Source organism: uncultured Tateyamaria sp., from assembly GCF_947496075.1.
GTDB lineage: Bacteria > Pseudomonadota > Alphaproteobacteria > Rhodobacterales > Rhodobacteraceae > Tateyamaria.
On sequence record NZ_CANMBJ010000002.1, the window covers coordinates 726,900 to 742,761 of the forward strand.

Genomic DNA, 15,862 nt, shown 5'->3' on the forward strand with positions numbered 1-15,862 from the left:
TTGTTATGGGCACTCACTTGCGTAAACTCTACCCTGTCGTCACGGCACTTTTACTGACAGTAGGGAATTCCTTACCCGCCTTGGCGCAATCATCGCTTGACGAGAAGTTGCAGGCTTTGCAGGACGCTGAACCGGCCGAAGCCACGCGGCTCACGCGCGAGATCGAGCGGGAGTGGTCGCAATCGGGCTCCACGTCGCTTGATATGCTGCTGCGTCGTGGACGCGACGCGCTCGAGGAACAGAAGCCGGACATTGCGATCGAGCATCTGACCGCCTTGATTGATCATGCTCCTGATTTTGCCGAAGGCTGGCATGCGCGCGCCACTGCTTTTTATATGAAGGACCTCTATGGCCCGGCGATCAGTGACCTTGAAAAGGCGCTGACCCTGAACCCGGACAATTACAATGCCATGTTCGGTCTGGGCGTCATGTTTCAGGAGTTCGGGGACAACGTGCGCGCGGAACGGGCTTTTCAACAGGTTCTCGACTTGCATCCGCACCATGAAAACGCCACCAAGGCGCTTGAGCAGCTGAAAGCCCAAGGGATCGGCCGCACTCTGTAAGTACCGGGGGACAGCCCATGTCGGGCGACGCGCGGGTGGTTGCCGTTCTCGGCCCCACCAACACAGGCAAAACCACCTATGCCATCGAACGGATGCTGGGCCACCGCACAGGTGTGATTGGCCTGCCGCTGCGCCTGCTTGCGCGGGAGGTTTATGACCGCATCGTTGCGCTGCGCGGCCCGTCTGTCGTGGCGCTGGTGACAGGGGAGGAACGGATTGTCCCACCCCGCACGCAATACTGGGTCTGCACGGTCGAGGCGATGCCCGAGGGCATGGGCTGTGATTTTCTGGCCGTGGACGAGATCCAGCTTTGTGCCGATCCCGAGCGCGGTCATGTCTTCACCGACCGGCTGCTCAGGGCGCGCGGCCTGCATGAAACGCTGTTTCTTGGCTCTGACACCATGCGCGGGCCGATCTCTGCCCTTGTGCCTGAGGCGCAGTTCATGCGGCGCGAGCGGATGTCGCAGCTTGTCTATTCTGGTCAGAAGAAGATTTCGCGCATGCGGCCCCGGTCGGCAATTGTCGGATTCTCGGTTGATAATGTCTATGCCATCGCCGAGCTGATCCGCCGTCAAAAGGGCGGGGCGGCTGTGGTGATGGGCGCGCTCAGCCCCCGCACGCGCAATGCGCAAGTCGACATGTACCAGAACGGCGAGGTGGATTTCCTCGTCGCCACCGACGCCATTGGCATGGGACTGAACCTGGATATCGACCATGTGGCCTTTTCCTCGCTCACCAAGTTCGACGGGCGGCGGATGCGCGCGCTGGCGCCCAATGAATTGGCGCAGATCGCGGGCCGGGCGGGGCGGGGGCAAAAGGATGGGACGTTTGGCGTCACGGGCGATGTCAGTCCGCTGGATGAGGGTGTTGCGCAGGCCATCATGGACCACCGCTTTACCCCGCTCAGCAAGCTGCAATGGCGCAACCATGCCCTGCAATTCGGCACCATCGACGCACTGGTGCGCAGCCTTGAGGCGCCCTCGGATCACGAAGTGCTGGTCAAGGCGCGCGAAGCTGACGACTTGCAGGTCTTGAAATCGCTCGCCGAAAGCGCCGAGGTGACGGCCCGCTGCACGGATGCGCAATCGGTTCGCCTGCTGTGGGATGTGTGTCGCGTGCCGGATTTCAGAGGCATCAGCCATCAGGAACACTCCAGCCTGCTTGACGTGATCTTTCGCTACCTGCACGAACGCGGATCTATCCCGAATGACTGGATGGCGCGGCAGATCAAGCGGATTGACCGTGCCGATGGTGACATCGATGCCATATCAAAGCGATTGGCGTTTATCCGCACATGGACCTATGTCGCCCAACGCAAAGGCTGGGTGGACGACGAAAGCCATTGGCGGGACGAGACGCGCCATGTAGAAGACCGCTTGTCAGATGCTCTTCACGAGAAACTGACTCAAAGATTTGTAGACCGGCGCACGAGCGTGCTCTTGCGCCGGCTAGGCCAGAAGGAGGCCATGGTGGCCGAAGTAAATGACGCAGGTGAAGTGACTGTCGAAGGCGAGTTCGTCGGCAAGTTGGACGGGTTCCGGTTTTCTCAGGACAAGGGGGCGGGGGCGGCCGAGGCCAAGACGATCAAGACCGCCGCGCTGCAAGCACTGGCGCCGCATTTCCACCTGCGGGCCGACCGGTTCTATAATGCGCCGGACACCGAACTGGATTTCACCGAACAGGGTGGCCTGATGTGGGGCAGCTCTGCCGTGGGCAAGCTGGTGGCGGGACAGGACCCGCTGAAGCCCATGGTCGAGGTGTTTGTGGATGATGTTGCAGGCCCCGAGGTGGCGCAGAAGGTGCAGCGCCGTCTGCAACATTTCATCGACCGCAAGGTTGCTGCGTTGTTCGAGCCGCTGATTGCGATGCAGAAGGATGAGGCGCTGGCCGGTCTGGCCAAGGGCTTTGCCTTCCAGATGATCGAAGGGCTGGGCGTGCTGCCGCGCGCCGCCGTCGCCGATGACGTCAAAGCGCTGGATCAGGACGCGCGCGGGCTGCTGCGCAAGCACGGCATCCGCTTTGGTCAGTTCACCATCTTCATGCCTTTGCTGTTGAAACCCGCACCCACGCGCCTGCGCCTGGTGCTGTGGTCATTGGCAAATGGGCTTTCTGAATTCCCTGAATCTCCACCCCCCGGTCTGGTCACCGTGCCCGCGATGGCGGATGGCCCACAGGGTGTGGACACGATGTCGGGCTACCGCAATGCGGGCGAGCGCGCGATCCGCATCGACATGCTGGAACGGCTGGCCGACATGCTGCGCGCCGAGGATTCGCGCGGCGGGTTCGAGGCCAAGGCCGATATGCTGTCGATCACCGGCATGACGCTTGAACAATTCTCGGGCCTGATGGAAGGGCTGGGCTACAAGGCGGAGAAAGGTGAGCGCGAAAAGGTCAAACTTGCTGACGCAGTTGCGACAGCCGACGCAAAACCTGAGACCGAGGCCACACCGGCAGAAACTGCGGCTGAAGAGGTGGAGACACCCGAAAAGGCCGAAAAGCCAGAAAAGACTGAAGCGCCACAAACAGAGAGTGCCGAGGCTGTGGACGCGCCCGAAGCCACGTCGGAAGACGTTCCGGTTGCCGATGGTGACGAGGAAGCCGTCGGGCCAGAGATGGAGGTCTTCTATACCTTCACCTGGGGTCGCAGCGCCGGGAATCGCCGTCCGCAACAAGGCGGCAAACCACGTGGTAAGGGCGGCCCCAAAGGTGGCAAGCCCAAGGGCAAAGGTCCGCGTCGTGATGGCGGCAACAAACCTCAGAACTTCTCGAGCCGACCGCCGAAGAAGGAAAAGGCAATCGATCCCGACAACCCCTTTGCTGCAGCCCTTATGGGGTTGAAGGACGGCAAATAAGTGGCTGATGAAGCTGGCAAACTGCGGCTGGACAAATGGCTGTGGTTTGCGCGCTTCTTCAAGACACGGTCGTTGGCGGCCACGCGTGTTGCCGGTGGTGACGTGCGCGTCAACGGCGACCGGGTCACCAAGCGGTCGACCACGATCAGTCCCGGTGATGTGCTGACCTTTTCACAAGGTCGTGTGGTCCGGGTAATCGAGGTCAAAGCCATCGGCACACGCCGGGGACCTGCTCCCGAAGCGCAGGCGCTTTATAATGATATGTCCCCGCCACCGCCGCCCAAGGAAACGCCTGTTCCGGAAAACCCGAGGTTCGAAGGAAAAGGACGCCCGACCAAGAAAGACAGGCGGCAAGCTGATCTTTCCCGGTCGCGCCATCTTGAATGATGGCCTGCACTCCTTTAGCTAAGCTATGCCCGACAAGATGAGACACCCCTTATGACCTATATCGTCAACGACGCCTGCATTGCCTGCAAATACACCGACTGTGTCGAGGTATGTCCGGTCGATTGTTTCTATGAGGGTGAGAACATGTTGGTGATCCACCCCGATGAATGCATCGACTGTGGGGTGTGCGAACCCGAATGCCCGGCAGACGCGATCCGCCCCGATACGGAGCCGGACATGGAAAAGTGGGTCGAGTTCAACCGCAAGTATTCCGAGATGTGGCCGGTGATCATCACCAAGAAGGACCCGCTGCCCACCGCCGAAGAGATGGACGGCAAAGAGGGTAAGATGGATCTGTTCTCGGAAAATCCGGGCGAGGGTGGCTGAGCGACCGAATCGCTTTGAGGTGGTTCCTTTGCCCTGAAATCGAGACGGAATGACTTGGAAAATCAGGGACTTCTGAAAGTTTCCTTTGAGTAAACTTCCGAGAGCCCGTTTTTTGTGATATACTCTTCGAACAACAGACAGATGGACGCTGCCCTGATCCGTCGCCAACGCGACAGATTTGACTGAAATTTTGACCCGAACCGCACCAAGACGTGGCAGCGCATGCCCCGCCTGATGCGGTTTTGACTGTCAAAAGGCTGGCCAACCCGGAGTCGCATGAGGATCAGGAATGACAAAATCTAAGAAACTCGACTTCCGCCCCAATGAATACGTCGTCTACCCCGCGCACGGTGTGGGGCAGATCACGTCCGTGGAAAAGCAGGAAGTGGCAGGTATCGAACTGGAATTGTTCGTCATCTCGTTCGAGAAGGACAAGATGACACTGCGCGTGCCCACCAACAAGGCGACCGAAATCGGGATGCGTGCACTGTCCAGCCCCGATGTCATAAGCCAGGCCATGAGAACCCTTAAAGGCAAGGCCAAGGTCAAGCGCGCCATGTGGTCCCGCCGGGCGCAGGAATACGAGCAAAAGATCAACTCGGGCGACCTGATCGCCATTGCCGAGGTGGTCCGCGACCTGCACCGTACCGACGACCAGCGCGAGCAAAGCTATTCCGAGCGTCAGCTATATGAAGCAGCACTCGAGCGTCTGACCCGCGAAGTGGCCGCCGTGTCAGGCGGGGACGAGATTGCCGCCGCCAAGGAAGTGGGCGACGTGCTCAGCAGCCGAATTGCTGCTTAAAAACCGGTTAACAAAAATCGTAAGCCGCTGAAAACAAATGTGTCCCCGCGGGGACACATTGCCTTATTGGGTCAAGGTCGCCAGCGTCAACAGAACCGCGATCTCGGCCAGGATCTGTGTCGCGCCCAGAATGTCACCCGTTTGCCCACCGATCTTGGCGTTTGCAATCAGTCCTACGCAGACGGTGACGGCCCCCGCCACGAGGGCAGCAAGCAGTCCGGCCCCTCCGGTCAGCAGCATTGCACCCACACTTCCGATAAGGACCGCAGCTACGACGGCACCCGTGTTCGGCGCACCGACACTGTGAGACAGACCTGTGCCGCGCGCGTGGGGCAGGGCCAGCATCAGCGGGGGCATCATTGCGCGGCTCAGCATCAGGGCTGCGATCAGGCCGGTCCATGTCACCTCAGCCAGTCCCAGCCAGCGCAGGCCCATCACGAGGATCAGCGCCAGCACGCCATAAGCACCGATGCGGCTGTCCTTCATGATCTCGAGCCGCCGCTCGCGGTCGTGCCCGCCCCAAAGCCCGTCTGCCGTGTCGGCCAGCCCGTCCTCGTGCATTGCGCCGGTCAGCATGACAAGGGCGCCGAGTGTCAAACCGGCGACGATTGGTGCGCTCAAGCCCAGTCCATTCAGGACAGCGGCGAACAGTGCAAGGAGGCCGCCCAAGACCAAGCCGACGACCGGGTAGGCCCACACGGCCCGAGCACCGTGGGCAAAGGCATGATCGGGCAGTGCGGGTATGGGCAGGCGCGTCAGCAGGACCAGAGCGGCCGGCACGTCCCAAAGGCGTGCCGCAAGGGCAATGTCGGAATCATTCTGTGCCATGTCCGGTCCTGACTTGCGGGTGCGTTCCGATTGGGTAAAGAGCGTGGGACGAACAGGCAAGGACAAGACCCATGAGTTTTGAAAGTTTGGATGCGCTGCGCGTTCTATTGGCTGATATGCCCGGTCCTGACAGCGCCGCCAGTGCAGGTGCGGCAGAGCGCAATGGGCAGTTGACCAAACCGCCGGGGGCTTTGGGGCGGCTTGAGGATCTGGCGCAGTGGTATGCGGGCTGGCGGGGCGATGCGCGCCCGTCCATTGATGCGCCGCAGGTCATCGTCTTTGCCGGCAACCATGGCGTTGCTGCGCGCGGTGTGTCCGCCTTTCCGCCGGAAGTGACCGTGCAGATGGTTGCGAATTTTGAACAGGGTGGGGCTGCGATCAACCAGTTGGCCAAGGCTTTTGGCGCGCGGATGGACGTCGTGGCTCTGGATCTGGACACACCGACAGCAGATTTCACCCAAGGCCCGGCCATGACGGAGGCCGAGGTTGTAGACGCGTTGCGGGCCGGCTGGGATGCTGTTGCCGAGGATGCGGACCTGTTGGTGGTCGGAGAGATGGGGATTGGCAATACAACCTCGGCCGCGGCTATCGCGGCCAAGCTGTTTGGTGGCGAGGCTGGTGATTGGACAGGGCGTGGCACCGGCGTCGAGGGCGACGCACTGGCGCTCAAAATGCAGGTTGTTGCGGACGGGGTGGCCTTGCATGCTGCCGCGACAGACGGGCTCGACGTACTGATGCGTCTGGGCGGGCGTGAGCTGGCCGGGATGGTCGGGGCCATTGCCCGCGCCCGAGCTTTGCGCATTCCAGTGATCATGGACGGCTTCATTTGTACCGCTGCGGCTGCGTGCCTTGCCAAGACGCAAGAGGATGCGCTGGATCACGTGGTGGCGGGACATGAAAGCGCCGAAGCGGCGCATGGCCGGATGCTGGATGCTCTGGGTAAGGCGCCGCTATTGTCCCTTGGTCTGCGTCTTGGTGAAGGGTCCGGTGCGGCCTTGGCCATGGGGGTGCTCAAGGGAGCGATCGCCTGCCATTCCGGTATGGCGACCTTTGCCGAGGCGGGTGTGTCTGACGGCTGACGGGTGCTCTCTTTGTTGTGCAAATTCGCCCACCCGCCAACCCTGGCTAACGCGGTGTGTCAGGCGCGTTTGGGTTGTTCCTGCCGTGCGGACAATGCCGCTTCGAGCGACTTTTCGAGCGATTTGGCACGTTCGACATAAGCATCGTTTTTGGATGCAGGTATGTTGGGGTCCCACACTTCGGCCAATTGGCGCACCGCATCCCGGTCATGGGCGTAGAACACCCGCTCGGCTTCGGCGGCTTCGTATTCCGTAAGGCCCAGATTTTCGAGCGCGTAGCGTCCGGCGCGCAGCGAGCCGTCGAACATCTCGCGGACGATGTCGTTCGCGCCTGCCTGATAGAGCCGGTAAACGTGCACCCGGTCATAGGCTCGTGCGATGATGTGAATATCGGGCCGTGTCTTGCGAGCATAGGCGACGAGCCGGGTGGACGCATCCTTGTCATCCAGCGCGACGACCAGAATGTGTGCGCTGTCGAGGCCGGCGGCGTGCAGGATATCGGGGCGGCTGGGATCGCCCAGAAACCCTTTGAACCCGAACCGGCGCATCAGGGCGATGGTTTCCATATCGTGGTCCAGAACAACCGTCTTGAACCCGGAGCCTTGCAGCAGGCGGTTCACGATCTGCCCGAACCGGCCAATGCCCGCAATGATCACGGGGCCGTCTTCGTCAATCTCGTCGGCTTCGATTTCGACCCCGCGCTTGGCGATGCGGCGTGATTGCAGCTCGTAGAGGATGAAGAGCAGGGGGGTGATCAGCATGGTCAGCGCGATGACGAGCAGAAGTGTTTCAGCCACGCCTTGCGGGATCACGCCTTGACCGACCGAGAAGGCCACGAGGACAAAGCCAAACTCGCCCGCTTGGGCGAGGCCCAGGGTAAAGAGCCAACGGTCGCGTCCCCGGATCTTGAACGAAACGGCCAAAAGGTAGAGCAGGACGCCCTTGATCCCGATCACGAGGATCGCCATCGAAAGGAGCGCGGGCCAATCGCGGAACAGCAGGTCGAAGTTGATGCCCGCGCCGACCGTGATGAAGAACAGCCCCAGCAACAGCCCCTTGAAGGGTTCAAGGTCGGATTCAAGCTCGTGTCTGAATTCCGAGCTGGCCAGCACCACACCGGCGAGGAAGGCCCCCAGTGCGGGGGACAGGCCGACAAGCATCATCAGGAAGCTGATCGACACGACGATCAGGAGGGCAAGGGCCGTGTACATCTCGCGCAGGTGGGCCGCGTGGATGAACCGGAACACGGGCCGGGTGAGGAAGACACCGGCGAGGATCACGGCAATGACGGCACCGATTGTCACCAGCGTGACACCCCAGGCGGGCAGGCCTTCAACGAGGCTCATCGTGGCACCATGACCGTGGTCGCCATGGTCTTCGCCAACCGCGCGGGTGATGGAGCCGTCCCCGGTGATCTGTACCGGCAGGGTCACCACAAGCAGGGGCAGGAAGGCCAGGATCGGGATCACCGCAATGTCTTGTGTGAGTAGGACCGAGAACACGGATCGCCCGCCGCTGGTCTGCATCAACCCCTTTTCAGACAGGGTTTGCAGGACGATGGCGGTCGAAGACAGTGACAGGGTCAAACCGATGGCAAGCGCAATACCCCATGGCTGGTTGTAGGCCATGGCGACGCCCATCAGTGCCAGGGCGGACAGAACGATCTGAAGCCCGCCCAGGCCCAGCAGCTTGTGCCGCATGTCCCAGAGCGCCCTGGGTTCCAATTCCAGACCGATCAGGAACAGCATCACGACCACGCCGAATTCTGCGAAATGCTGAAGATCTTCGGTTTCGGCCCCGACCAGTCCCAGAACGGGACCGATGGCGATACCAGCCGCCAGATAGCCCAGAACGGACCCCAGCCCCAAGCGCGACGCCAGCGGCACTGCAATCACCGCGGCGGCCAGGTAGATCGAAGCTTGGTAGAGAAAACTTTCCATGATGGACCCTGTACGTTTCGGTCTGTTCTCAAGATGCCTCGGCGTTCGGGAAATACAAGGCGAGGGGAACAACTTGGCTTGAATTGGCTTTGGGGTGCCGCGGATGCGCGGCGGTAATAGGCGAAATCGTTCTTATGCGCCCGGGTATGATCTTGGCTCTGGCCTTGCGCGGACATAGCAGACGGGGGCACCGCCGTGGTCCTTGCGGGGTCAGGTTGGCAGTGGTCCGTCGCGTTTGAGCTGATCCATCACGATCTGACTGTGCACGCGTGCGACGGCGGGATGGGGCAGAAGCACATCGTGGATCAATGTGTTCAGCGCCGTCAGGTCGGAACAGTAGACCCGCAGCAGGTAATCGGCCTCACCCGTCATGGTCCACGCGCTTGTCACCTCGGGCTGCGTGTCGATCAGACGTGCGAAGCTGGCGGCATGCTCTGGCCCGTGCACGGACAGTTGCACCTGCACAAATCCCTGAACGTTCAAACCGAGCCGTTTTGCATCCAGACGCGCGACGTAGCTTTCGATGTAGCCCTCAGCCTCGAGACGCTGACGTCTGCGCCCCACCTGGCTGGCCGACAGGTGCAGCATGGTGCTGAGCTCTTGCGCCGTCAGATGCGCGTTTTTCTGAAGGGCGGCGAGAAGACGGGTGTCGATGGAATCAAGCATGTGCGGGGTTCCGTCTGGTTTTGCCCACATGATGCGCGAAAGGCGCGTGGATTGAAAGTTCTATGCAGCATTATGCGCGGATACCGCGCGCCCGAGGCCTCATATTTGCATCAAACCTGAACAAGGAGGCACCTCCATGGGCCCGTTCCCGCACAACGCACCGAAATCGACCATTTCTGCAGACAACCCCGCTGGCACGGACGGGTTTGAGTTTGTCGAGTTTGCCCATCCCGAGCCGGAAGAGTTGCGCGCGCTCTTTGCCCGGATGGGGTATGCGAAGGTTGCCAAGCACAAGACCAAGAACATTGAGCTGTGGCAGCAGGGCGATATCACTTACGTGCTGAACGCCGAGGCGGATAGTTTCGGGGCACGCTTTGTTGAGGAGCATGGGCCTTGCGCACCGTCGATGGGCTGGCGTGTTGTGGATGCGCAGCATGCCTTTGAGCGGGCGGTGCAGCTTGGGGCCAAACCGTATGAGGGGGATGGCAAGGTGCTGGATGTGCCCGCGATCTACGGCATTGGCGGCAGTCTGATCTATTTCGTGGATCAGTACTATGACACCTCGCCCTACAATGGCGAATATGAATGGCTGGCGCAGTCCAAGCCGCGCGGTGTCGGGTTCTTCTACCTCGATCATCTGACCCACAATGTGCACAAGGGGAACATGGATAAGTGGTTCCGGTTTTATGGGGACCTGTTCAACTTCAAGGAAATCCGGTTCTTTGACATCGAGGGCAAGTTTACTGGCCTGTTGTCCCGTGCGCTGACCTCGCCCTGTGGGCGCATCCGTATTCCGATCAACGAAGACCGGGGCGAGACCGGGCAGATCGTGGCCTATCTGAAAAAGTACAAGGGCGAAGGTATTCAGCACATCGCGGTGGGGTCAGACGATATCTATGACAGCACCGATGCGATTGCCGCACATGGGTTGAAGTTCATGCCGGGGCCGCCAGACACCTATTACGATCTGTCCAAGGATCGGGTTGTTGGCCACGAAGAACCGATTGAACGGATGAAGAAACACGGCATCCTGATCGATGGCGAAGGTGTCGTCGACGGGGGCGAGACCAGGATCCTGCTGCAGATCTTCTCCAAGACGGTCATTGGCCCGATCTTTTTCGAGTTTATCCAGCGCAAGGGCGATGATGGCTTTGGCGAGGGGAACTTCAAGGCGCTGTTCGAGAGCATTGAGCAGGAGCAGATCAACAGCGGTGAATTGGTGGCCGATTAGCGCCACGCGATCGTTTTCTGAAAAAACCAAAAGCGCGGAAACCCTATCGGTTTCCGATTAGCCCTTTGGCATCTTCAGGACGAGGTTGCGGTTGCCTTTCTGGTACCGCAATTCGCTGTCGCCGATGGCCGAAACGCGCCCGCCGTCAAAGCGGTCACCCACCTTGACCTTTTGATAGCGACCGTTTTTCAACCGGACCAGTGCGCGGCGGTTAGACGGTGTGCCATAGACGCCGATCAGGTTGACACGGCTGAGGTTGATGGCGTTGCGCACGGTTGCTTCGCGGGTGACCGATGTGGACGAGGGAATGGATGGCGTGACCGTTCTGGGGGCCACAGCGGCCACACGTTGCGGTGCTGACGCGGTGGCCGTGCGGCTGGCGCGGGCAACGACGCGATCAAAGTTCCTGGGTCGCGTCTCGGGCCGGATGGACTGTGCTACGGCGAGCGCGCTGATCGGTTCCGTCACGACGCCTTCGGCAAGGTCGGTGGTGTCGACGTCCTGCACCGGTTCCGCGTCTTGGGGGGCGGCAGGGCGCAGACGTGGTCGCAGCAGGGCCAGTTCGGATCGCAGCAGACCGCCCAGCGTCGCGCGTTCGTTCTGTTCGACCAAATCGGTCGGACGGGCCTGCGGGCGGACCTGTGCAAGCGCCGCGGTGTTCGGCGTGTCACTGCTTGTCTCCGGCGCTTCCTGCTGCTGCAGACGGGCTGCGGGTGGTTTGAGTGGGGGTGACCCCAAGAATACCGTAAACCCATCGGGGCTGAGTGCGCCGTCCTCGGTCGGGACAATGCGCCCATTGTCGTCCACCGCAAAGCGCGTGCCCGGTGGCGGAGGCGATGTGATCTCGGGCAGGGCCGCGTCGGTCAGGTAAGACCGGGTGCTAGGCACGGCAATTGCATCCAGTGCCGGGCTGATGGGGTCGATGCCGGTCACATAGAGGTCTTCGAGGACGATCAGGTCGGAGGGCGACGGGGGAATTTCCGGTGCCTTTGGCCAGATCCCAGTGACCGCATAACGCGCTTCGAGCGCGGCACTGTCGATTTCTTCCTGCTCGGTTGGATTGGGTTGCCGATCCCGCAGCGCGTCCAGAACGGCGGCATCTTCGGCTGTCAGACCGTCGTCGCTGATCCCTTCGTTCAGCGACACGACAATCATCTCGTCACCTGTCTGCTCCGTAGGTTTCAGATCAACCGTCGCGCCCACATCCTCGGCCAACGCCCCTTGAACATCAGCGGGGAGGGTCGAGGCAAGGGTGCGTTCGCGTTTGGGAAACAGCTTGGCCAGACCGTCGTCGAGAAAGACCGAGGCCCATGCCGCGACACCGGCGAGAAAGACCAGCAGGATGACCGTCAGGATCAGGCCCAGAAAGCGCGGTTTACCCCCCACTTGCGCATCTGCCCGTGCGCCAAAGACGGTCATGCGCTGTGCTTCGGCATCTGTCACCGCTGCTACGGCCGCTGCAGGTGATCCCACACGCGCAGCCTGCGCAGGTGCTTGCTGGATCGAGGGTGGGGCGGGCGGTATCCGTTTGGGCTTTCGCCGAGACAGGAAGCCGCTTTTCTCTGCGGGCGCCTTTTGTGGTGTCGGTGGCGTTTCGGGTGGCAGATCTTCAATGGGCGGGGCTGCGCGCAAGCTTTTGGCTGCTGCCTGCTGTGGGTTGAGGGCAGGCGTCTTGACTGCTGCCGCGCTGGCAACGTTCAGCCGGGGTGCGGGGCGCTGTGCCGGCGCATCGCGGGTGACACCACCCAGAGGCGCGGCGGACCCGCCGTCTGTCGTCGCGCGGCGGCGTGTTGCGAACCCCATCAGAGCGGATGCCTCATCCGCCGCTTCACCCTTTGATGCCGGGGCTTTTGCAGCCTCACCTTCTTCGGTCTCGGGCACAATATCCTTGGCCTGCAGCGTAAGCTGTTCGCTCACGTTTTTTTCTTCTGCGGCTTTCGGCTTGGCCTCTGGTTTCTTTGCGGCGGGAACCTGTGGATCAGTCTTGTCAGGCTTGTCGGCCACCGCGACGTCCGGCGGCGATGTCACATCGTCCTTTGCCCCGTCGATGTCTTTTGAAAGAGGCGTTTCGCTGTTGTGAGCCGCGGACATCTTGCGGTCATCAGGTGCGGCCTTTTCTTCAGGTTCCGGCGCACTTTTCGCGGCGGGTGCGGGTGTGTCGACCTTGGCCGTCTGCGCGGGTTCAGGCGCGCTGTCATCGGCGGTTGCATCCTGCGTCGACGCAGCTATTTCTGGCTCTGGCTCTGGCTCTGGCTCTGGCTCTGGCTCTGGCTCTGGCTCTGGCTCTGGCTCTGGCTCGTGCGAGACGATCACGACGCGAATACCGTCTGGCTCGACCTCTGTACCTTCGGCCAGAACATTGTCTGCATGCGCCGTTTGACCAAAGAACGGTTCGCCCAGAAACCCGTCGCCCTCGGGGGCCGCGACAAAGCTGACCGGGTGAAAGCGGTGCTCGACAGCAAACGCTTCGGCCTCGGACAGGGTTTCGCGTGCAACGGCAGCGATGTGCGTTTTGTCCCCATCGATCGAGATGTCGAAGGCGAGCGCATCAACAGCGTAGGGGGTGGCACCGTCAAGCGCGTCTCTCGCTGCTTCGCGCCGCGCTTCGGGATCGATGTCTCCGGTTTCGATTGTCAGATATTTGATCTGATTGTCCGGAACAATCAGCTTTGTACGGACCCGTTTGTTCTTAACCTCGTTGGCTTGTTTGCGCAGGGCCTTAAGGCTTCCGGTCAGGTCGTCGGTGCCGACATCCACTGCACCCACTTCACGCCATCCCCCTGCCGCGCGGTGCAGCAGTCGGATCCCGTCAAAGGACAAGGATAACGCAAATTCAGGCTTCATAGTTTGCCCATAACAACTGTGCGTTCCGAACGGAACACTGGGGGTGGTTGCACAAAGAATAAAGCAGGTCTTTGCCCATGCAAAGAAAAAGCCGCGTGACCGGCTTGCGCATGTGCGACCCACGCGGGAAATGTTGGAACAATATTAACGTTGGAGATTGCTATGAAACTGACTTTGGTAAGTGCCGCGATCTGGATGATGGTGGCAGGCGCGGTTGCCGCGCAGGATGACGGACCCGTGTTGTCCGTGTCGGGTGAAGGTCGGGTGGCCGTTGCCCCCGACATGGCCATGATTTCATTGGGCGTTGTGCATGTCGACAAAACGGCAGGCGATGCGATGGCCAAAGTCAGTGCCGATGCGACGGCCTTGATTGCAGTGCTGTCAGAACAGGGGATCGAGGCGCGCGACATCCAGACGTCGCAGTTGAACGTTAATCCGGTCTGGAGCGGCTTTGACTCGACCGACCGCCAGATCACCGGCTTTGAAGCGCGCAATGCGGTGACCGTGCGCGTGCGGGATCTGGATGGTTTGGGCGGTGTACTGGATCAGGTGCTTGCGGTTGGGGCCAATACGTTCAACGGATTGCAATTCCAGTTGCAGGACCCAAGTGCGGCCGAGGCCGAAGCGCGGGCTGCTGCCGTCCGGGATGCGATGGAGAAGGCGGCGCAATTGAGTGAGGCCGCCGGTGTGACCCTTGGCCCTGTGCTGAGCCTGAGCGAAGGGGGGCAAACGGCGCGACCCGAGATGTTTGCAGCCGCGCGGTCTGCCGATGTGCCTATTGCAGCGGGCGAATTGGCCGTGACGGCGCGTGTGTCGATGAGCTTTTCGCTCGAGCCTTGATCCAAAGGGCGCGCTGCGCGCGACGACATTTTTCAGGGGGCTCTGCCCCCGGCCTTCAGCCTCCCCCGGGATTTTCCTTAAACAGAGAAGGGGCGCAGCGTGAACCGCTGCACCCCTGAGTTTTCCGGATCAGCTAACGGCTTTGGACAGGGCCTGATCCAGGTCCGCGATCAGGTCGTCTGCATCCTCGATCCCGATAGAGACCCGCACCACTTCGGGCGCGGCCCCTGCGGCGCGTTGCTGTTCGGTCGTAAGCTGGCGGTGCGTGGTCGAGGCCGAGTGGATGATCAGCGACCTTGCATCGCCAAGGTTCGCCACGTGGCTGAAGATTTCCAGCGCGTTCACCAGTTTCACGCAGGCGTCGTAGCCGCCCTTGACCGCAAAGGTGAATAGACCACCCGCGCCGCGCGGGCAGATCTTTTTCACCCGGTCAAAATAGGGTGAGGATTTGAGGCCCGCGTAGGTGACGTAATCGACACGGTCATCTTTTTCGAGCCATTCCGCAATCTTGACCGCATTCTCGACGTGCCGGTCCATGCGCAGTGACAGTGTTTCGGTGCCCATCAGGGTGTAGTGCGCTGCCTGGGGGTTCATCGTCATGCCCAGATCGCGCAAGCCGATGGCAATGCCGTGGAAGGTGAAGGCCAGCGGACCAAATGTCTCGTGGAACTTCAGGCCGTGATAGGCAGGTTCGGGCTGGCTGAGCGACGGGAACTTGTCATTGGCGGACCAGTCGAAGGTGCCGCTGTCCACAACGCACCCACCTGTGACAGTGCCGTTGCCGGTCAGGTACTTGGTTGTCGAGTGCACGACCAGCGTTGCGCCATGTTCGATGGGGCGGCACAGGTATGGCGTGGCCGATGTGTTGTCGACGACCAGCGGGATTTCAGCCGCATCGGCAATAGCTGAAATGGCGTCGAGGTCGGTGATGTAGCCGCCGGGGTTGGCGATGGCCTCGCAGAACACGGCGCGGGTCTTGTCATTGATGGCGGCCTTGACGGCGTCCAGATCGTCGAAGTCGACAAAGGTGGCTTCCCACCCGAAGCGCTTGATGGTCTGGCCGAACTGCGTGATGGTCCCGCCATAGAGCCGGGTGGATACGACCACGTTCAGGCCGGGGGCCATCAGCGGGAACAGCGCCATGATCTGTGCCGCGTGACCGGACGAACAGCAGACAGCACCTGCACCGCCCTCGAGCGTTGCAATCCGTTCCTGCAGAACGGCAACGGTGGGGTTGGTTAGGCGAGAGTAGATGTAGCCAACCTCTTGCAGGTTGAAGAGGGCGGCGGCGTGTTCTGCGTCGCGAAAGACAAAGGCGGTCGATTGATAGATCGGTGTTTGCCGCGCACCCGTTGCCGGGTCGGGCCGCGCGCCCGCATGAATTTGAAGGGTGTCAAAGCCGTATTTGGGGCCGTCGGTCATATTTCTCTCCCACCTCCGGCG

At 61.2% G+C, this 15,862-nt stretch carries 13 protein-coding genes; 8 read left to right on the top strand and 5 right to left on the bottom strand.

The genetic code is table 11. The annotated features are described in order from the left end of the window. Positions 1-5: 5 nt before the first annotated feature. The 5 genes from Q1A51_RS07565 (at position 6) to Q1A51_RS07585 (ending at position 4,991) form a co-directional block, all read left to right on the top strand. Entirely contained in the window at positions 6-563 is a 558-nt protein-coding gene (locus tag Q1A51_RS07565; protein WP_299597958.1) for a tetratricopeptide repeat protein, read from the top strand. A 17-nt stretch (positions 564-580) separates the two neighbouring features. Beyond that, a complete protein-coding gene (locus tag Q1A51_RS07570; RefSeq protein ID WP_299597955.1) occupies positions 581-3,415 on the top strand; it encodes a helicase-related protein in 2,835 nt (944 codons plus the stop codon). Continuing rightward, positions 3,416-3,802, top strand: a complete 387-nt coding sequence (locus Q1A51_RS07575; protein WP_299597945.1) for an RNA-binding S4 domain-containing protein — start codon at positions 3,416-3,418, stop codon at positions 3,800-3,802. It abuts the gene before it with no gap. 51 nt (positions 3,803-3,853) lie between these two features. Beyond that, a complete protein-coding gene (gene fdxA / locus Q1A51_RS07580; RefSeq protein WP_299597940.1) occupies positions 3,854-4,189 on the top strand; it encodes a ferredoxin FdxA in 336 nt (111 codons plus the stop codon). Between the two features lie 289 nt (positions 4,190-4,478). After that, positions 4,479-4,991 carry a CarD family transcriptional regulator gene (locus Q1A51_RS07585; protein ID WP_299200952.1) on the top strand — a complete coding sequence of 171 codons (513 nt, stop codon included), beginning with the start codon at positions 4,479-4,481 and terminating at the stop codon, positions 4,989-4,991. A 63-nt stretch (positions 4,992-5,054) separates the two neighbouring features. Here Q1A51_RS07585 and cobS read toward each other — a convergent pair whose 3' ends face one another. Next, positions 5,055-5,819: an adenosylcobinamide-GDP ribazoletransferase gene (gene cobS / locus Q1A51_RS07590; protein ID WP_299597898.1), complete on the bottom strand. Its 765-nt coding sequence runs from the start codon at positions 5,817-5,819 to the stop codon at positions 5,055-5,057. 71 nt (positions 5,820-5,890) lie between these two features. On the opposite strand from cobS, the gene cobT reads away from it, so the two are divergent. Then, positions 5,891-6,898, top strand: a complete 1,008-nt coding sequence (cobT, locus tag Q1A51_RS07595) for a nicotinate-nucleotide--dimethylbenzimidazole phosphoribosyltransferase (RefSeq protein WP_299597882.1) — start codon at positions 5,891-5,893, stop codon at positions 6,896-6,898. 59 nt (positions 6,899-6,957) lie between these two features. On the opposite strand, the gene Q1A51_RS07600 is transcribed toward cobT, so the two are convergent. Further along, positions 6,958-8,838: a cation:proton antiporter gene (locus Q1A51_RS07600; RefSeq protein WP_299597879.1), complete on the bottom strand. Its 1,881-nt coding sequence runs from the start codon at positions 8,836-8,838 to the stop codon at positions 6,958-6,960. Between the two features lie 210 nt (positions 8,839-9,048). Beyond that, positions 9,049-9,504, bottom strand: a complete 456-nt coding sequence (locus tag Q1A51_RS07605) for an Lrp/AsnC family transcriptional regulator (protein WP_299597867.1) — start codon at positions 9,502-9,504, stop codon at positions 9,049-9,051. Between the two features lie 136 nt (positions 9,505-9,640). On the opposite strand from Q1A51_RS07605, the gene hppD reads away from it, so the two are divergent. Further along, positions 9,641-10,735 (top strand): 4-hydroxyphenylpyruvate dioxygenase, encoded by a 1,095-nt coding sequence (gene hppD / locus Q1A51_RS07610; RefSeq protein ID WP_299200936.1) that lies wholly within the window; start codon positions 9,641-9,643, stop codon positions 10,733-10,735. 57 nt (positions 10,736-10,792) lie between these two features. Here hppD and Q1A51_RS07615 read toward each other — a convergent pair whose 3' ends face one another. After that, a complete protein-coding gene (locus Q1A51_RS07615; protein ID WP_299597863.1) occupies positions 10,793-13,579 on the bottom strand; it encodes a hypothetical protein in 2,787 nt (928 codons plus the stop codon). 162 nt (positions 13,580-13,741) lie between these two features. Here Q1A51_RS07615 and Q1A51_RS07620 point away from each other — a divergent pair, with 162 nt between their 5' ends. Continuing rightward, the gene (locus tag Q1A51_RS07620; protein ID WP_299597860.1) at positions 13,742-14,419 is read left to right on the top strand and encodes an SIMPL domain-containing protein; all 678 of its coding nucleotides are present in this window, start codon (positions 13,742-13,744) and stop codon (positions 14,417-14,419) included. Positions 14,420-14,548: 129 nt separating this feature from the next. Here Q1A51_RS07620 and Q1A51_RS07625 read toward each other — a convergent pair whose 3' ends face one another. Beyond that, a complete protein-coding gene (locus Q1A51_RS07625; protein ID WP_299597855.1) occupies positions 14,549-15,841 on the bottom strand; it encodes an O-acetylhomoserine aminocarboxypropyltransferase/cysteine synthase family protein in 1,293 nt (430 codons plus the stop codon). Between the last annotated feature and the right edge of the window lie 21 nt (positions 15,842-15,862).